The following is an 18,712-nucleotide window of genomic DNA, read 5'->3' as shown; positions in this document are numbered from 1 at the left end:
ACAGTCCTGATTATAATGCAAACAATTCTCATTACAATTAGCATTAAACAGACGTTACTTACGCAAAGTTAACACTTTTTATAACAGGAAAAAACAAGATATGTCAGCGCGTTACCGCCTTTCAGTCCTTGCCACGGCCGTGGCCATCGCTCTTCCTTATTACGCCTCAGCAGCCGACACCAAAACGCCAGCCGCAGCCACGCCATCGACCACCGCCACGCCGGAAGACAGAACGGATTCTGTGACCGTGGTAGGTAACTGGTTAGACAGCGGCGACAATGAAACGGCGGTACTCGATCACCCAGGCGCACGTACTATTATTGACCAAAAACAGATCCGCGAAAAAGGTGCCGAAACCATTGGTGAAGCGCTGCGCGGCACGCCGGGCGTTCAGGTACAGGAAAACAACGGCACCGGCGGTAGCGACATCTCTCTGAACATCGGCGTGCGCGGCTTAACCTCTCGCCTCTCTCCGCGCTCCACCATCATGATGGACGGCGTACCTTTGGCGGTGGCGCCTTACGGTCAGCCACAGCTCTCCATGGCGCCGCTCTCCATGGGCAACATCCAGTCAATTGACGTCATTCGCGGCGGCGCGGCAGTGCGCTACGGGCCGCAGAACGTCGGCGGGGTGATTAACTTCGTCTCCAAGGATATTCCAAAAACCTTCGGCGGCGATGTCAGCACCCAAACTGAAGGCGCAGCGCACGGCGGTTTAAAAACCTTAACCAGCGCCTCGGTAGGCGGCACGGCGGATAACGGACTAGGCGCAGAATTGCTCTACTCCGGCCTGCACGGGCAGGGCTATCGTGACAATAACGATAACACCGACATTGACGACTTCATGTTCAAAACCAAATACAACTTCACTGAAAAAGATGAGTTGTTGGCTAACTTCCACTACTACAACGCCAGCGCCGGTATGCCGGGCGGCCTGACCGCGCAGCAGTATAAAGACAACCCGTTCCAGTCGGTGCGTCGCTTTGACCAGTTCGAAGGCCGTCGTCAGGATATGTCCTTCAAATACCGTCATCAGGAAGACAACAGCCAGTTCGAATTGCTGACTTACTTCACCAAAAGCTTCCGTAGCAGCGACATCGGCTCAACCGGCGCAGGGGCTAACGCTGGCCTGAGCCGCTTCAGCGCCGCGCCGCGTAACTACACCACGTACGCCATTGAGCCAACGTACTCGCAGCTGTTCCGCTTCTGGGATATGGCTCACGAAGTGACGGTCGGCTATCGCTATCTGAACGAAACCTCCGACGAGAAGGGCTACCGCTCTGGCTGGTACGATCCGAGCACCACTTACTCGGCACCGGATTCACGCGCTACCTACTACCAGCATTCCTCCGGCGGCAGCGAAGCTCACGCGGCCTACATTGACGATGCGATGAACTTCGGCAACTGGACCGTAACGCCGGGCCTGCGCTATGAAAGCATCAAAACTCACGTTGATGACGGCTTCCTGAATATCTCGCGTGAGAAGCAGTACAGCGAGCCGTTGCCTTCCGTCAACGTGATGTATCACCTGACCGACTCATGGAAGCTGTTTGCTAACGCCAACACCTCTTTCGGCAGCTTGCAATACTTCCAGCTGACCCGTGGCGGCAGCGGCGGCCAGCCAGCGCCGGGCCTCGAGCCAGAGAAAGCCAAGACCTACGAAATCGGTACTCACTACGATGATACCGTGGTTAAAGCCGAGCTGACGGCGTTCTACATCGACTTCGACAACCAGCTTCAGTACATCAACAACACCATCGGCTGGACCTCGCTGGGTGCGACCAAGCACAAGGGTGTGGAACTGGCACTGAGCTATGATCTGAGCGAACTGAGCCACGCACTGGATGGCGCAAGTGTCTACAGTTCATATACTTACACCAAAGCGACGTCAGTCAACGGTGAGTTTGCCGGTAAAGACTTGCCGTTCTACTCCCGTCAGGTGTTCACCGTAGGGACGCGTTATGAAGTGGGTAACTGGGTGTGGAATGTCGACGGCTTCGCGCAGTCCAAACAGCGTTCACCGGGCTCTGCTGACTCCGGCAACGGTTATATCACTGACGAATCTGCTGACGGCCAATACGGCGACATCATGGGCTATATGACGTGGAACGCCCGTGGTCAGTATGACTTCGGACCGCGCTGGTCGCACCTGACCGTCGGCGCAGGGATTAAAAACCTGTTTGATGAGCGTTACTTCACTCGCTCTACCGACAACAACAGTGGCAAATATGTTGGCGAACCTCGCACTTACTTCATGCAGGCCTCCATCAAATTCTAAGAAAAGTAAGCCACTTAGCGGTGGCTTAAAAAATAAAAATCCCCCGTGGGCCAGCGCCTGCGGGGGATTTTTTTATGGTTTAAAGATAGGTTTCGAAGATTAGAAGCTGGCGATCAACTTACTGACGCCACGCAGGTTGGCGCGCGGGATCCACGCCAGCTTATCCAGATCTTGCAGTTGCAGATTCGGCAGACGCGTCAGCAACACGCTTAGCGCCGATTCCAGCTCAATCAGCGCCAGACGATGGCCCATGCAGTGGTGAATGCCCGCGCCAAAGGCCATTGAACGGCCAAGGCGGCGAGTAATGTCGAGCTGTTCTGGGTGCTCGAATTGCCCGGCATCGCGGTTGGCAGCGCCAATCAATAGCAGGATCATCGCGCCTTTTGGCACCTTAACGCCGCCAATTTCCACCTCTTCCAGCGCGGTGCGCATAGTCATTTGCACCGAGCTGTCATAGCGCAGGCACTCCAGCACCGCATTCGGCAGCAGCTCAGGATTATGCTTAATCTGCGCCAACTGCTCCGGGTGGCGGAACAGGGCAATCAGCGAGTTACTGATCATATTGGTGGTGGTTTCATGCCCGGCCAAGAACAGCAGCACCACGTTGGAGACAATCTCATCGTGGGTCAGGGTTTCGCCGCCGTCATTGATATGCACCAGCAGCGAGATCAGATCTTCGCCGGGCTGCTCGCGGCGCTGGTGGATCACCGCCGAGAAGTAGTCATCCAGCACCATAAAGGCGTCATTGGCCTGATTGATCTCCTCTTCGCTGATCGACGGGTCGAAAGCTTTCACCAGCAGCCCGGTGGCAACGCCAAGTCGCGGTGCGTCACTCACCGGCACGTCGAGCATTTTACAGATGATGCGCACCGGCAGCGGGAAGGCGAAATCCTTGGTGAGATCTAAGTTGCCCTGATCTTCGATTTGGTCGATCAGCTCATGGGCGATCGCCACGGCCATTTCGCGCAGTGAATCTATCTTGCGCGCATTGAACGCCTTCATCATTAGCCCGCGAATGCGGCTGTGATCCGGCGGGTTGAGCATCAGGAACATCCGGCTAAACGCGCTAAATAGCGGGATGCTGTCGGCCTTGTCTCCGTAACGAATGCGCACGGTATCCATATAGCTTTTACCAATTCGCTTGTCGCTGAACAGGGCATCGACCGTGGCGAATTGGGTGGCGAGGAAGGTATTTGGCCCAACCTGAAGCAGCGGCCCGCTGGCGCGCAGCTTTTGGTAAAACGGGTAGGGGTTTTCAATAAATTCAGGTGAAGAAAGGTCTTTTAATTGCATGGCTAGGGTACTCCCGGGTGAGTAACAAAAGGCGCTCTGTAGCTGAGTGGAAAAAATCACTAAAGAGCGCCAAAAAATTATGGTTATTGGCAGTGTTATGGGTAATTTTGTGTTTCGGCTTACGCCAGACTGAAGACGCCAACGGCCTCGCGCAGCTCGCGGGACTGGCCGTCCAGCGTCAGAGCGGCGGCTGAAGTTAATTCAACCAAACGGACGTTTTGCTGAGTGGTGGCGTCCATATGGGTTATGGCCTGCGCGGCTTCTTGCACCCCGGACGCCTGCTCGGCGGAGGCGTGGGCTATCTCATTGACGATGCTATTCACCTGATTCACCGAGCGCAGAATTTGGGTCATGGCGTTCGCCGCGTTGTTGATTTCAACCGCGCCCGCATTGACGCGCTCCACCGAGTGACCAATTAACTCTTTGATCTCCTTCGCGGCGCTCGACGACCGCTGGGCCAGTGAGCGCACTTCGGTGGCGACCACGGCAAAGCCGCGCCCCTGCTCCCCGGCGCGGGCGGCTTCTACCGCGGCGTTCAGCGCCAAGATATTGGTTTGGAAGGCAATACCTTCGATAACCGACGTGATATCGGCGATGCGCTTCGACTCGTCGGTGATGTCGCGCATGGTGTGGACAATGCCCTGAACCATGTCGCTGCCGTTGGCAACGTCAGAGGCGGTGGAGGTCGCCAACTGGCTAGCCTGCTGGGCATTGTCAGCGTTGTTTTTCACCGTGCCCGCCACTTGGCCCATCGACGCGGCGGTTTGCTGCAATGCCGAAGCCTGACTCTCAGTGCGGCGCGACAAATCGGCGCTGCCCAGAGCGATTTCGCCACTGGTGTTGGCGACGCCTTCGGCATGCTTGCGCACGTCACTGACCACTTTGCGCAGGGCCGATTGCATGCGGCTGAGTGACGCCAGAATGCTGTTGCTGTCGCCTTTGCGCAGTTGCAGCGCGGTGGAGAGGTCGCCGCCGCCAATGGCATCGGCAATGCGTTTGATTTGCGCCGGTTCACCGCCCAGCGAGCGCGTAATGGTGCGGGTGGTGGTGAGCATAATTAAGACGCCGAAACCAATGGTCACCAGCGCCAAAATCAGCATTAAATACTGGAAGTCCTTACCGACGCCGCGCGCCATGGCCGCCTGATGATCGTTAAGGTGGGTTTCTATATCAATAAAGCCGTTAATGGTCGCCAGCCACTCAATAAAGGCCGGGCGAGCCTGATCGAGCACTTCCTGTTTTACTCCGGCAAAGTCCCCGGACTGCTGGCGGGTGATTATCTCATGCACCAGCGGCATGGTTTTGGCTTCAGCATCTTTAATCTTTTGATATTGCTGGCGTTCCTCTGGCGTGACGTTAGTTCCTGCGTCAAAAATCTTGTTCATCGGCCCGGCGGAAGCCAAATAATCACTCTCTAACTGAGCAATGTGCGCCACTACCGACGGCAATTCGGCGGCTGAAACCAGCGTCACGTCGCGCACGGCGATGGAACGGTCGTGGACGCTGCCTCGGAAATTCACCGCATAAAGCTGTTTGACATTATTCACGTCATTAATGGTGGTGAGCGCGTTGTTGATTTTGCCGACTTGCACAATACCAATGCCCGCCAGCAGGGCTAAAGAGCAGAGGATGACGGCAAAGCTTCCGGAGATTCTTGCGCCGACGGAGAGGTTCTTCCACATAGTGATGTCTCTTGTTTTTGTAGGGTTTAGCAACTTCGCTGCGGGATAAATGCAGTGAAGTGGAATAAGCGTGGGGGCTGTGTAAAGTGCGGTGGTTTTTATTTTGATAATAAATAAACCACTGAGAATGGCAGAAAATAAACTGCGAGGTGAAAGGGTGTCAATTAAGAAAAGGTGAAGATTTTGCGTCTAATCATTTCACTCAAAAAATAGGTAAATATCTATAATTATTGAAGATTTGTGTGGGTTGGATTTGGCATTTTAAGGCCGACATTCCCGCTGACTTAATTCAAATGATTCGCCTAAACGGCTTTTTAATTCAATTCGCTGTCTTTTAACTGTCATATTTAAAATATTGCCTATCGATTTCATCGGTAAAAAAAATCATTTCATTTTCATAATCTCGCGCATTTTCTGGATTTTCATATTTTGAAACATAATGTCCCTAATAACCGCCAAACTAAGCTTGCACCATAGAGTATAGCCGATGCTATATTCGTTACAGCCGGGTGAAAACTACACAAAAAAATAACAAGCAAGAACAGGGTAGGTGCAGTATGAGTGGAACAAGCCAGACTTCTTCCTTAACTGAAAGAACTAACACCGCGATCGACAACGCGCTGTCGGGCCGCAAACGCGGTTTGATGACGCCGTTGCTGTTCGCCGGTCCTGCGGTGATCGCCTCGATCGCTTATATGGATCCGGGGAACTTCGCGACCAATATTCAGGCCGGATCTCGCTACGGCTACACCCTGCTGTGGGTGGTGGTGATGGCCAATATCATCGCTATGCTGTTTCAGGCGCTCTCCGCCAAGCTTGGGATCGTCACCAACAAAAACTTAGCCGAAATGTGTCGCGACCAGTTCCCCAAACCCGTGGTGTGGGGCATGTGGGGCGTCAGCGAAGTGGCGGCTATGGCGACGGATCTCGCCGAATTCCTCGGCGGCGCGCTGGCGCTCTCTTTGCTGTTCCATATGCCGCTGCTGGTCGGCATGGGCATCACGGCGATTATCACCTACGCATTATTAATGGTGGAAAAACGCGGTTTCCGACCGATAGAGCTGATGATCGGCGGGCTGGTGGCGGTCATCGCGCTGTGTTATCTGGTGGAAATGTTTATTGTGCCGGTCGACTGGGCTGCCGCTGGGTTGGGGATGATCACCCCGCAGCTGCCGGACGCGCAGGCGCTGACCATCTCTGTGGGGATCATCGGTGCCACCGTGATGCCGCACGCTATCTTCCTGCACTCGGGGCTGACTCAGCACCGCACCCACGCCAAGAATCAGGGCGAACGCCGCAAACTGCTGCGCTTTTCTAATATCGAAGTGGTGATTGCCTTGAGCATCGCCGGTTTGGTGAATATCGCCATGGTTATCATGGCCTCCAGCGCTTTCCACGCCGGGCATAGCGAGGTGGCGGAAATCGAAACCGCTTACCACACTCTGACGCCTCTACTGGGGATTGGCGCGGCGGGCTTCTTCCTGCTCTCGCTGATTGCTTCCGGTATTTCCAGTTCAGTGGTCGGCACCATGGCCGGGCAGATGATCATGCAGGGCTTTGTGGGCTTCCGCATTCCTATCTGGCTGCGCCGTCTGGTCACCATGGTCCCGGCCTTTATCGTGGTCGCGCTGGGGGTGAATGCCACCGATGCGCTGGTGTATAGCCAAGTGGTACTCAGTCTGGCGCTGCCCGCGCCAATGATTGCGCTGGTGATGTTCACCCGCCGCCGCGACATCATGGGCGAGTTCGTCAACAGTCGCCTGACTGCGGGGATCTCCATTCTCGGCACCGTGGTGATCGTGGCGCTGAACATCATCCTGCTGCTGCAAATTTTTGGGGTGAGCATCCCCGGTCTGGAATAAGCCTTAAACCCGCCTTGCTTGCTTCTTCCCCCTTGGCTTTCGCGCAGCTGATTCGCTGAGCCAAGGGGGAACTTTTCCGCCTCGGCCTCCACATAACCAAGACCAACGCGCCCGGCATGGCTCTGCGTCTGCCTCGCGCCTTTTGCGTTTTGTCCGGAGGCATTAATGAATTCAGCCATCAGTTCTGTCCCTCTTCCATCCACTGTGAAAACCTCGGGGTCCGGCTCCAGTTCGGGTCCGAGCGGCAGCACCAAGGCCAGCGGATTTACCGCCGCCGGGCAAGCGAAGCAGGTGAGTGTTTCTTCCAAAGGTTCTGGCGCGATGGCGTCTGAGTGGAAAATGTCTGCCTCGGATGAGCAGGGCAAAGCTTCTGCGCAGGACGCAGGCGGGCTGAAAAGCGTCACGCCGCGCACCCGCGAAGGCAAAGCTTTTGTCGGCCCTGAGGGCGAGGATCAGGCTGCGCGGTTGGTGACTTACGCCATGCGCCGCAATATGGGGCAGAAAATCCACAAGCAGATGCTGAATGAGGGCGCGCGTTGGGATGACCTGACGCCACAAACCACCGTCAAAACACTGTCGCGCGAAAACGTCAAAGACCTGCACATCCGTTTGCAGGGGCCAGAGCTGAATAAGCCGCTGGCGCCTTATGAAAAAGCCTTTCTCAAGCGACTGCTCGAGTCGCCGCTGAGCATCACCCACGCCACCAATGCGCTGGATAAAGTGCAAAATAGTGAAACCGGCGTGGTATCGCTCTCCTCGCGACAAAAGCTGGTGCGCGACGGCGTGCCTTTCCCGAAAGATAACACCTCGAAAATGGATATTCAGGCGCTGGCTAACGATGACAACGTGTTTTTTGCGCTGGAATCGGGGGAGAAATTACAGAAACCCTCCAGCCGTTTCGGCAAAAGCGTGATGCGCTTTGACTTGGATTCCCCGGCGGTGCAGCAGCACGCCACGCTGCACCTGTTCGACGTGCTCAACGGCTTCCCCGAGGCGGTCAAACACCTGACTACTTTGAAATCTTTGCATCATCGCGACCAGATGCTGACCGGGGATATGCTGGATAAGCACGAGCATTCGCGCTACGGCATGGACCCGAAAGGCAGCCTGTTTCAGGGCAAAGACATGAAGCGCGGGCTGGGTCTGGCAATCATCGACAGAACACGCGCGCTGCCCGAAGAGCTACGCGCCAGTATTCTGGAGAAAGAGGATATTAACGCCTTAATCAACGGCCTGTTCCGCCCGCAGGTGCTGGTGCCGCGCATGTTCGTCGGCAAGCCGACTGATATCAGTGAAGTGGAAAACATTCGCTCGGCGGCGGTCAGCGCCGTCGCGCTCGACGCCTTGCTTGAGTCTTACCTCAATGCCGAAGACTCCGACAGCGACTCCGAAAGTGATTACGGCAGCCTGCTCAGTGATTCTGACCTACCGACCTTTGGCAGCGCCGCGCCCTTTAGCTATGACGACAGTTCAGATGAAGAATTCCCGATGGGCTCCCACGCCACGTCGGCGGCCAATCCGCCGTTTATTCCGGACGCCTCTTTCCTCTCTTCGTCGCCGACCAGCTCTCCCGGCGGTGGAAATCCGCTGCTGGGCACGCAGTCACCCGGCTCAGTTTCCTCCTCATCTTCCTCCGGATCAATGCGCGCGCCATCGGACACCGACGCCGCCGACACCCTGCTGGAGATGATGAACGCCTTCGCCGCCGAAGATGCGCAGGCCCTTTTATGATCGACACTTTGCTGTTTTTAGTTGAAGCCAGCACCAGCCGTATGCGGGAGGTTTGTTATGAGCTCTGCCATTAATTCTATGCCCAAGCTGGCGTCAGTTGCGCCGCTGAATATTTCGAAACCCGGCTCTAGCTCGGGCACCGCCAAGGCCAGCAGCCAGACGGCCGCCGGACAGGCCAAGCAGGTTAGTGTCTCCTCACACAGCGCAGGGGCGCTGGCGTCGAAATGGGACATGTTCCCGATTCAGGAAGATGACGAAGGGGAAGCCCATCAGGCCGGGGCGCTGAAAAGCGTCTCCACCCGCGAGCGCCCGGTGAGGAACTATACCGAGGATGAAGCAGCGAAGATGGTGACCTACGCCATGCGCCGCAACATGGGGCAGAAAATCAACAAAGAGATGCTGGCCCGAGGCACTCATTGGCGCGGGCTGCCGAGCAACAGTTCGGTCGATAAGCTCTCCCGCGAGAACCTCAAAAACCTGCATGTCAGATTGCAGGGGCCGCTGATGAACCAGCCGCTGGCGCCTTTCGAACAGGCATTTTTGAAGAAAATGCTCGAGTCGCCGCTGCGCATTACTCACGCCACCAACTCGCTGGATAAAATCAGCGATCCGGCCACCGGCAAGATCTCGCTTTCGTCGCGCCAAAAGCTTATCCGCGACGGCGTGACATTCCCGCGTGAAAACTCCTCGGCGGCGGATATCGCCGACCTCGCCAACGACGACAACGTGTTCTTTGCGCTGGAATCGGGCGAAGAGCTGCAGAAGAAGGCCAGCCGCTTTGGTAAAGACGTGGTGCGCTTCGACTTCGATTCGCCGAATGTCCAGCAGCACGGCACGCTACACCTGCTCGACGTGCTGGAAGGGCAACTGCCGGACCCGAACAAGCGCTTCTCCACCCTCAATGACTTGCCGCCGAATGCCAAAATTAACGAAATCTTTGAGCTGAATAAGCACGAGCGAAAATTCGATTTTGATGCCAAAAACAGCGTGTTCAAAGGCAGTGATATGAAGCGCGGTATGGCGCTGTCGATCATCGACCGCTGCCGCTCGCTGTCTCCGGGTGTGCGTCAGGATATGCTGGAAAACGAAGATGTGAATACCTTGATTAACGGCCTGTTCCGCCCGCAGGTGTTGGTGCCGCGCGTGTTCGTCGCTAACCCGACTGACGTGAACGCCATCGTGCCGCCGCGCATGCAGGGGGCGATTCCGGGTGACCCAACCAAAGCCGCCGCGCCTGCCGCCGCTGAAACCAAAAGCGCCAGCGCCAGCCCGACCAGTGATTACGGCCATCTGCCGAGCGACCCGGAAGAGGATTTTGACGACGCCGCTTCCACCAAAGGGCTGATGACCAAGAAGAGCAACGATTCGCCAGCCTTTGGCTATGACTCGGATTCCGACAGCGAGTACAGCCAGCCCTCTGCGCCGCCAAGCCCAACCGTCGGCCCCGGCCCGTCGATTTTTGGTTCGAGCGGTGCCGCGCAGTCGGTGGTGTTTGGCGCGTCCAGCGCGGCGCGACGTGCGCCCTCGGACACCGACGCGGCGGACACGCTATTAGAAATGATGAACGCGCTGGAGCAAGAACATAGCAACTCCTTCCCGAGCGCTCTCGATAACCTCAGCAACCTATAAGGAAGAGTCGAAATGGAACAAGAGGATTTTTTCTATCACCTTCAGCCGCTGTTTGAAGGGCTGGGGGCTGACCCCTCATCGCTGGGGCCAGCGTGGAACTATGAAATCGCCTTCGAGCACCTGCAATTGCACCTCTCTGGGGCAAAAAGCGGGCGCGTGCTGATGGCAACGCGGCTGGGCAAGCCGATGAGCGAGGACGATGGCGAGCTGGGGTGGAAGCTGCTGGAGATGAACGGCTTCAATCAGGAGGTTCCGGCGTTTCATCACAGCGCCACCGCCGACAAGTTCATCGTGCTGTGGGTCGAGTTGCAGATTGAGAACTGGAAGGGCATTGAGCTGACCGCTATGCTCAATCGCTTTTTATCCCACGCCATGCAGGTCAGTGAACGCCTGCGCCAGCCGTCGGCTAGCCCGAAAGCCAAGAAACTGGTGCCTGCCGCTCATGAGTTAATGATTCGCCAAAGGCATAATTTTTAAAAATTAATAATTGAAGATTTATCCTTAAAAATCATCGAGTTTAGCCCTGTTATTCTGCCCCTTTTCGCCCGAAAGCGACCAGGGGCTTTGTTTTTCTGGAACCAATTCACCCCCCTCCACACATATTGTGTAGATAAATTAATATTTCCCCCCCGTAGTTGCATAAGGATTATCACTATGGCACTTAATTTTTCCGCACTGCTTAAACCGAGTCACATGATCAGCAATGCAGATATTGCCCGCCAGCAACAGGGGACGACGTCTGCTAGCCATCTTGCCCAACAACCCTCGCGGCCACGCCAGACGGGGGGCGGCACCTTAGCTCACAGCGCCACGCCGCGTAACGATATTAAGCAACAGAGCAGTCAGGGGAAACTTTCGCGCGGGGGCGTCTTTGGGCGTTTTCTGCGTTCAAAGCATGAACCCGTCGGCACGGGCATTCAGGATCTCGCCCCGCCACGCCTGCCTGAACTCTCCGAGCTAAACACCGCGCTGGGCGTGCCCGGCAGTGACGGCTGGGGGGCGAAAACTCAGGCCGAGCTGGGTGCCGTGGACAACGCGCCGCCGCCGAAAGTTAACGTGGCGCTCAACAGCAAAGGTCAGGCGCACTTCAGCGTACCCGACGGCAACCCGCCTTTTGACCGGCTGCTCAATGTCACGCTAGGCCGCTCCGAACAGAAATATCAGGGGCATGATGCTAGCGATGGCCAGCAGGTGCTGCTTGATACCCGCGGTCGGCTGGTCTCTTTGCAGCAGTCGCCGTTGAACTTAGTCGGCATGGTCAACAGCAAGAGCTATGAGAAACCGATTGAAACTCGCACCGGGCGCATGCCGGTGCTGCAATCCACCTCGACGGAGAATCATCAGGTTCGCTTGAGTGCCGACAATAAGCATGCCGAGATCCTCACGCCCGGCGGGCGACCGGCTTCGAAAGCCAAACTGCCCGACGCCGCCATTCAAAGTGAACTGACCGGGGTGTTTAGCCACCGTACCGCCAGAGGGCAAGAGTCCCTGCGGCTGCATGAGAAAAAGATTTATCGCCACGACGCCGCCAGCGGCGAATGGCAGGTGCATGACGCCTCTGAAGGCAAAATGTCCAAACTCAGCCAGCAGGGGAACGGCCATCTTTACGCCGTTTCTGATGATAAAAAGCTGCTCGACCTGACCACCGGCAAGTCGCTTCAGGCGCCGGGCAAAATCTCGCAGGTGGCGATGGACGCCAGTGGCCACGCCGTGATCCTCAGCGCCGATGAAACCAGTCACGAGCAGCAGTTGAGCTTCTACCCGCAGCTCAATGCGCCGATGGCCGCCGCGCAGAAAATGACTATTGCTCCGGCGGACTTCGCGCCGAGTGCCTTGGCGCTGCACAACAACACGCTGTACGCCACGGACAACCTTGGCGAGCTTTATCAGGCGAAGCTACCGACCAACGGTGGCCAGAATATGACCTTTGAGCCAGTGCCTGCCGCGCTCAAAATCAACCTGACGATGCAGTTTGGGCAGGGCGTGCGGGTGGAGTCCTTATTCACTGATGACCAGCAGCAGCTGCACGCTAAGTTAAAAGATATGCAGAACCAGCAGCACGCCATCACGCTTAACGGCAATAACGTGGCGTCGAGCTGGTGTATCAGCGACAGCATGGTGCTGGATAACCAGAAAGGATTGCCGCGCCCGGAACCCGAAGCCAAAAGCATTATGGATTTCGGCCCGCTCGGACAACTGGCGCTGCACGACGGCAAGGTGCATTACCTCGACCGCGCCACCAATAGCTGGGTGGCGTCGAAAGAGTCCGCCGAGCAGCTGCGGCGCGGGCAGGATGGCCAGCCGTGGATCCTCAATGAAGGCGAACTGCGCCGTCTCAAGGTCAACCTGTCGAGTGATGAAATCCGCCACGACAGCAGCTTATTCTCACTCGGCCGGGTGAAGAACAGCGTCAAGGCTGACCTGCCTGTGGGCGGCTTGGACAAAAAACAGAAAACCGTGGCGATTGATGCGTTATCCGAAGGGCGCTTTGTGGCGCTCAGTGGCGACGGTGACGTGCAATACCAGCAGATTAACAAAGAGAATCGCCGCGAAAAGGTCAGTACCCAGACTCTGAAAGCCGACGCGCTGAAAACCGCCATTACCGGGCTCAACGACGGCGGCAAGGCGGGGAAAATCGTCGATATGGCGCTGGGCAAAAACCAGCAAATGTACCTGCTTAGCGAAGAGGGCGGCTTGTTCAGCCTGCCCGCCACTTCATGGCAAAAAGGCCAAACAGCCGGGCTAGCGCGTGAAAATGTCCCGGCCACCGAACCGAAAGCGCCCGTAACGCCTGCGGGCACGCCGGAACCCGACATTATGGAAGTGCCGCGCGAGGGGCCGAAGTATACCTCCCTGACCCAGCGTGGCCCGGACAACTTATTGCTCAGCAATGACGAGGGCGATCAGGCCACTCTGCACGAAGGCGAATGGAAGAAGGGGCTGGTGGACATCGACGAGCGCCCTGAAAAACGCGTGGCGGAAGAGGTGTTCCAGCGCCTCGAAGTGGCGACCAAGGACACTCATCTGCCGGGCACCCACATCACGGTGAAGCGCGAGGTCAACATTGCCGGTTCCACCGGACAAGATGGCCTGCGGGTGCAAACGCCGTTTAAATCGCGGGTGCGCGCCTTCTTGTTCAAACCGACGATGGAAACGCCGCGCCCGGTGAAAAACGCCGGTTATTTTGTCCAGCACGGCTATGCCGGTCGTGAAGGGCTGCGCCCGGTTTATCAGGAGCAGGGCGAATTATTGAATCGCCTGCGTGCCGCCGATCCCGCCAACTCAAAAGAGGGGGCTAAAGCGCCACGCCCGCCAATCAGTTCGCGTATCGACAGCATGGATTGGACCGGCAACGAAGATTTAAAACGCGCTTTGGTTCGCTTCAACCAAGATTTGACTGACGTCTCCAGCCATCACGCCAACCTGCTGGGCCAGCACTATGGCGTGGTAGACAGCAACAACCAGCTGGTTCTCGGCGAAGGTAAAACCAAGAACAGCGGCAGCGGGCGCTTCAACCCGGCCAGTACCCGCGACGGCGAACTGACCGAAAGCCTGAACCGCATGATGCACTACTTCCCGTCGAGCGAAAACAGCCCGGCTAACAGCATTCTGGCGCTGATGGAAAGCAAGAAGGTGGTGCTCAACCATCAGAAACCGGAAGTGCCTTTTGGCAAGCAGCGCGACACCCACGACGACGTCGGGCTGGTGAAATCGCAGCTGATCCTCACCTCGCTGACGCAGGCTGACATGCATAACCTGCTGACCGAAATGCAGCAGGCGATGGCGAAAAAAGGGCCGGAGAAAGAGGCGGCGATGCAGACCGTGCGTTCGAAGTTCAATGAGCTGCGCGATATGACTTGGGGCGAGAACCCAATCAAGAAAGCCACCTCGATGGGCTTCGTCAACAACCGCGGGCTGGAAGCTAACTACGACGCCATCAAGTCGATGACCAAGGCGTTCTCCAAAGAGGACCATGGGGTGCACGTCACCAGCCGCAACGTGATGAGCGCCAGCGATAAAGCCGAGCTGAACAGCCGCATGAAAGAGACGATTTTGTCGCTGGAAAGCGGCGAAGACATCACCTTCAACCGGGCCTATGGCGCGGCGGGGACCGGCACCATGATCCCCGGCTCGCAAGGCTTTGCCAGCCCCGGCGTGCGGGTCAACGTGGATCGCAGCTACAGCCTGAACTTCTCCCGTGGCGAGACGGGGATTAACGTCAGCTTTGGCCGCAATGGCGGCGGCTCCGGCACGGTATTCGGCGCGGCGGGTTACAACATGCTGACGGATTACCTTCACGACCACAAAACCGCGCTGGACAGCGAACGCACCCTCTCGCCGGGCTTCCGCCTTGGCGGAACTGTCTCGGCCATGTTGCAGCGACAGATGCAAAACGGCATCAGCTTTAGCCTGAGCGAAGCCGAGCTGCCGGAGTTTCTGGATGCGCTGACCGAGGGTAATCTCGACCCGCAGGCGCTGATGGATAAGGGGATGGATCACAGCGTGAAGAGCGGCAACACCATGCGCATCAGTATGGATATCAACGCCGCCGCGGTCGCCAGCGTCGGCCTACCGATCACCAACGATCATGAGAAGAACTCGTCAACCAGCGCCCGCTTCGGTGGCGGAGTTTACGCCGGTGCTAACCTGCTCAACGGCACGCGCGAGCGCAGCACCACTCGCCGCGATGTCAGCGAACAGCAGTCGCAGAGTGACAACCGCCTGCGCGCCTTTAACCAGTTTAACGCCGGGGCCAACGTTGCGATCCCGGTCGGCGTCAACCAGAAAACCGGTGACGAAACCCACCTGCCGCTGTTTGCCGGGGCCGGGGCCAGCATTCAGGCTTCGGTGGATAACCGCACGCGTCAGAACATCAACCTTCAGTTGAAAGACGTCCAGCCGCTGGCCGACGTGCATATCGACAAGTTGATCAAAACTTTGGGGGATCAGTTCACCGATCCGGCCACCAACAAGCTGCTGGAGACCTTGAAAGAGGATGAGGGCAAGCTGCCCGCCGAGAAGCTCAAGCTGCTGGTGGGCCACTTCAAAACCCAGCTCAATACACCGTTCGAGCCGGGCACCACGCTGCGCGGCAATGCCCAGCGCGACGCCATTTTGCAGCTGGCGCAGAGCAATCGTCAGCAGATCTTGGCCGAGCGCAAAGGCAAGGAGATAGGCACCGCCGAGTACCGCTCGACTTACAGCAACCTGAGCAAGCTCGACAGCAACAGCTTCTTCCACAGCCTGTTCCACATGGTCAGCACGCGGCCTTCGGACAGTAATGCCGACCGTATTGCCAAGATGATGGATGACGACCCGCGGCTGAAACAGATGGTGCGCGAGTTGCAGCAAAACAGCAGTACCGAAGCCGTGGTGACGCTGGAACTCAATGAGTCGCAGAAGGACAAAATGGCCGGTGAGTGGCAGGTTGGCGGCATCACGCCGCAGGAAATTGTTGCCGTGCTGAGTAACAGCGACAACCTGCGCATTAAGTCGATTGGCTTTACTCGTTCCCAAAGCAAAGGTGACGGCTTCGCCACCCCGGCTTTCCTGATTGGTGGCTCCAACAGCGCCTCGGTGGCGATGAGCGTCAACCTCGGCAAAATCAACTTCAGCTACGCGGAGAACCAGCTCGACCCAACCGGATTCACCTTGGAAGGGAAAATCACCCGACCGAATGAAGAGGTACATAAGGCGCTTTCCGCGACGCAGAAACAGGGTTTTGTCATTAAAGGGTAAGGAACGCGGCCCGCTTGGCGGCGGGCCAGCAAATGAATAACTGAAATGTTAATCACAGGAAAATAAGATGAACGAAAGCGCACACTTGCAGAACTTATTGAGCCACTATGGCCGTCGATTGAATACATCGCTTAAATTGGAAAATGGCGTTTGCGCACTGTTCACCCCGCAGAAACAAGAAGCTGCGATCATTGAGTTACCGCCGGGCAGTGACGCCGTGGTGTTGCATTGTCAGGTGATGGTGCTGGAGCCAAACAGCTCTGCCGCGCTGCTGCACACCATATTGACGTTGAACTTTGAGATGGACGCCATGCGCGGCTGCTGGCTGGCGTTGGAGGAGCAGAACCTGCGTCTTTGCACTCAGCAGCCTCTCTCCTCGCTGGATAATCGCAACTTCTCCGGCCTGCTTGATGGCTTTATTCAGCAGGCCAGCGAAGTGCAATCATTTATTCGCGAATTCGTCCGTACCCTCCCGACGGCTCTCCCGGCCTGACGGCATTTGCTCCAGCGTCAGCAGGGTATCCTGACTGACGCTGTGCAGCAGGCGCTGGTAAATACGGCGCACATCACTGGCGTAGCGATCGCGCTGCGGCTGGTGTGAAGGCGCGGCCCCGGCGTTATACATTCCCACCGTGTTCCAGGATTTCCCATACTGCTGGAACATGCCATACAGCACCCATGCCCCGGTATTCACGCAGGTACAAGGTTCACTCAACAGCTTAGTGCGCGACACGCCAAGGCTCGCCAAATGGGCGAAATGGGTGCTGTTCACCTGCATCATGCAGACATCTTCCGTGTGGTTGCGATTGGCGCTGTTCACCGCTGACGGATTGAGGTGTGACTCTTTAATGGCTATCGACAGCAGCAGGGCAGGAGGGATGCCGAAGGCTTTCCCGGCGTCCTTAAAGCAGTTTGCCTGACAGCTGGCGGAGAGACAGAGAGTGATGGCCAGCAAATGTCGCTTCATCGCCGTGGCTCCATGATAAAGACTCAAATTCGAATGCTTTTATGTGGCGGTAGCGAGGCGGCGGTTCCACACCTCGTTACTTTTTGCAAAAAGTGTTATGGCTCGGAACTAACCGGCGGCAGGACGCACACAAATGACAGGGTAGAAGCGCCATGAGCGTCGCTTCCTGTCTTTTGATTCATCCATAACAGGGTTGCTCGAACGGGCGGTCTGTGGCAGCGCCGCGTGAGAGCAGAAGCATCACTTATTATGAGGATTGAGGAAGAATGATGAATGTTAATGGTTCGGGGTTTGTCCCTCAGTACATCCCCCCCGCGGATCTCGATCCGACCGGCGGGGTTGGTAACAATAATGGTGCGGTGAACAACAATAATTCAGGGGCCGGGGCGCTTTCTATGCCGCTGACGGTCACCTTTAGCGCCGCATCGGGTATCACGCCGGTGGATTTCGGTTCGCCTTCAGTTTCTGGCGTTAATGGCCCAACCCAAAACAACGCGCAAACTAACCCGCTTCAGGCGATGCAGGGGCAGGATGGCGCAGCGGGCGCGGGCGGCGGCCAGATGGCGGAGCTGATGAATATGATCCGCCAACTGCTGTCAGAGCTGCTGAAAATGCTCGGCGGCGGCGATAATTCAGACCAGCAGAACAGCACGCCATCGGCATCTTCAGGCGGTGGTGGTGGTGGTTCAGCGGCGCCGTCGTTCGGTGACGGCGGCGGCGGTGGCCCATCGGTGGGCAACAATCTGTTAGCCCAGCCGGGCGCGGGTGCGGGTGCGGGTGCAGCCAATGGTGCTAGCGGGGCGAGTGGGGCAAGTGGTGCCAGCGGCGCGAGCGGTGCTGGTGCGACCTCGGGCATGGCGGGTCTCAGCGGTTCGGGTAATTTACACCTGCCGCCACAGTTGGAGCCTTATCGTCAATCCATTAACAACGCGGCGCAGGCCACGGGCATGCCAGCCAGCGTGATTGCCGGGCAGATTTGGGCTGAATCTCGCGGCAACCTCTCGGCGGCGTCGACCAACGGCGGCAATGGTAAAACCGATGCGGGCCTGATGCAGGTCAACCCGGACACCTACAACGAGATGGCGAAAGAGAACCCAGGCTTGCTGTCGGGTGATCCGAACAGTGCGCAAAACAATATTATGGCCGGGGCGCTGTATCTCAAACAGCAGACTAATGCCTTTGGCGGAAATATCGGCGCGGGTCTGCGTGCTTATAACTCAGGCCCGGATGACGTGAATTTATCCAACCTGTCGGATATTTCTAAGACCGGAACCGGCGCCGCGCCTTATGTCGATAATGTTTTAAACTTTGCTAAAATTATCGAATCGGGCCAAGGTCAATTACCGGCTTAATAGCCTATTATGTCATTCAAATTGATTTAATTTACTTCATCCGATAATGAAATAAGTTCATTATCGGATTTTTTTATGGTTATTATTTTGAAGATATAACCTTTCTGAAATGTAATTTGACTTAGTTTCATAATAATCACCTTAGTCCTAAGGTAGGAATAATCTCAAATCTCGGCAAT

The 18,712-nt window shown here is 56.7% G+C and carries 11 protein-coding genes; 8 read left to right on the top strand and 3 right to left on the bottom strand.

The genetic code is table 11. From position 1 onward, the window contains the following. Positions 1–100 precede the first annotated feature (100 nt). A complete protein-coding gene (locus tag GEAM_RS13145; RefSeq protein WP_034792205.1) occupies positions 101–2,278 on the top strand; it encodes a TonB-dependent receptor family protein in 2,178 nt (725 codons plus the stop codon). A gap of 99 nt (positions 2,279–2,377) precedes the next feature. Here the strand turns inward: GEAM_RS13145 and GEAM_RS13140 are convergent, their stop codons facing one another. Next, positions 2,378–3,571 carry a cytochrome P450 gene (locus tag GEAM_RS13140; RefSeq protein WP_034792203.1) on the bottom strand — a complete coding sequence of 398 codons (1,194 nt, stop codon included), beginning with the start codon at positions 3,569–3,571 and terminating at the stop codon, positions 2,378–2,380. 119 nt (positions 3,572–3,690) lie between these two features. Continuing rightward, entirely contained in the window at positions 3,691–5,253 is a 1,563-nt protein-coding gene (locus GEAM_RS13135; protein ID WP_051899516.1) for a methyl-accepting chemotaxis protein, read from the bottom strand. Between the two features lie 557 nt (positions 5,254–5,810). On the opposite strand from GEAM_RS13135, the gene GEAM_RS13130 reads away from it, so the two are divergent. The 6 genes from GEAM_RS13130 (at position 5,811) to GEAM_RS13105 (ending at position 16,707) form a co-directional block, all read left to right on the top strand. Continuing rightward, positions 5,811–7,115, top strand: a complete 1,305-nt coding sequence (locus GEAM_RS13130) for an Nramp family divalent metal transporter (RefSeq protein ID WP_034792201.1) — start codon at positions 5,811–5,813, stop codon at positions 7,113–7,115. Between the two features lie 165 nt (positions 7,116–7,280). Beyond that, the gene (locus GEAM_RS13125) at positions 7,281–8,846 is read left to right on the top strand and encodes a hypothetical protein (protein ID WP_034792199.1); all 1,566 of its coding nucleotides are present in this window, start codon (positions 7,281–7,283) and stop codon (positions 8,844–8,846) included. 57 nt (positions 8,847–8,903) lie between these two features. Then, positions 8,904–10,475 carry a hypothetical protein gene (locus GEAM_RS13120; RefSeq protein WP_034792197.1) on the top strand — a complete coding sequence of 524 codons (1,572 nt, stop codon included), beginning with the start codon at positions 8,904–8,906 and terminating at the stop codon, positions 10,473–10,475. Between the two features lie 12 nt (positions 10,476–10,487). Further along, entirely contained in the window at positions 10,488–10,952 is a 465-nt protein-coding gene (locus GEAM_RS13115) for a CesT family type III secretion system chaperone (RefSeq protein WP_034792196.1), read from the top strand. A 177-nt stretch (positions 10,953–11,129) separates the two neighbouring features. Next, the gene (locus tag GEAM_RS13110) at positions 11,130–16,214 is read left to right on the top strand and encodes an AvrE-family type 3 secretion system effector (RefSeq protein ID WP_034792194.1); all 5,085 of its coding nucleotides are present in this window, start codon (positions 11,130–11,132) and stop codon (positions 16,212–16,214) included. Between the two features lie 67 nt (positions 16,215–16,281). Next, positions 16,282–16,707 (top strand): type III secretion system chaperone, encoded by a 426-nt coding sequence (locus tag GEAM_RS13105; protein WP_034792192.1) that lies wholly within the window; start codon positions 16,282–16,284, stop codon positions 16,705–16,707. Here GEAM_RS13105 and GEAM_RS13100 read toward each other — a convergent pair. Further along, on the bottom strand, positions 16,657–17,181 hold the full coding sequence (locus GEAM_RS13100) for a lytic transglycosylase domain-containing protein (protein ID WP_034792190.1): 525 nt from the start codon (positions 17,179–17,181) through the stop codon (positions 16,657–16,659). The genes GEAM_RS13105 and GEAM_RS13100 overlap by 51 nt on opposite strands. A 266-nt stretch (positions 17,182–17,447) precedes the next feature. Here GEAM_RS13100 and GEAM_RS13095 point away from each other — a divergent pair, with 266 nt between their 5' ends. After that, positions 17,448–18,533: a lytic transglycosylase domain-containing protein gene (locus GEAM_RS13095; protein WP_210435886.1), complete on the top strand. Its 1,086-nt coding sequence runs from the start codon at positions 17,448–17,450 to the stop codon at positions 18,531–18,533. The last annotated feature ends 179 nt before the right edge of the window (positions 18,534–18,712 follow it).

This window comes from Ewingella americana ATCC 33852 (genome assembly GCF_000735345.1).
GTDB lineage: Bacteria > Pseudomonadota > Gammaproteobacteria > Enterobacterales > Enterobacteriaceae > Ewingella > Ewingella americana.
Note: the sequence above shows the minus strand (reverse complement) of the source record. Positions and strands in the feature narration are given on the sequence as shown.

Bases quoted from the DNA above. Each gene is read 5' to 3' on its own strand.
- GEAM_RS13145 (WP_034792205.1), top strand. From the start codon at position 101: ATGTCAGCGCGTTACCGCCTTTCAGTCCTTGCCACGGCCGTGGCCATC.
- GEAM_RS13140 (WP_034792203.1), bottom strand. From the start codon at position 3,571: ATGCAATTAAAAGACCTTTCTTCACCTGAATTTATTGAAAACCCCTAC.
- GEAM_RS13135 (WP_051899516.1), bottom strand. From the start codon at position 5,253: ATGTGGAAGAACCTCTCCGTCGGCGCAAGAATCTCCGGAAGCTTTGCC.
- GEAM_RS13130 (WP_034792201.1), top strand. From the start codon at position 5,811: ATGAGTGGAACAAGCCAGACTTCTTCCTTAACTGAAAGAACTAACACC.
- GEAM_RS13125 (WP_034792199.1), top strand. From the start codon at position 7,281: ATGAATTCAGCCATCAGTTCTGTCCCTCTTCCATCCACTGTGAAAACC.
- GEAM_RS13120 (WP_034792197.1), top strand. From the start codon at position 8,904: ATGAGCTCTGCCATTAATTCTATGCCCAAGCTGGCGTCAGTTGCGCCG.
- GEAM_RS13115 (WP_034792196.1), top strand. From the start codon at position 10,488: ATGGAACAAGAGGATTTTTTCTATCACCTTCAGCCGCTGTTTGAAGGG.
- GEAM_RS13110 (WP_034792194.1), top strand. From the start codon at position 11,130: ATGGCACTTAATTTTTCCGCACTGCTTAAACCGAGTCACATGATCAGC.
- GEAM_RS13105 (WP_034792192.1), top strand. From the start codon at position 16,282: ATGAACGAAAGCGCACACTTGCAGAACTTATTGAGCCACTATGGCCGT.
- GEAM_RS13100 (WP_034792190.1), bottom strand. From the start codon at position 17,181: ATGAAGCGACATTTGCTGGCCATCACTCTCTGTCTCTCCGCCAGCTGT.
- GEAM_RS13095 (WP_210435886.1), top strand. From the start codon at position 17,448: ATGATGAATGTTAATGGTTCGGGGTTTGTCCCTCAGTACATCCCCCCC.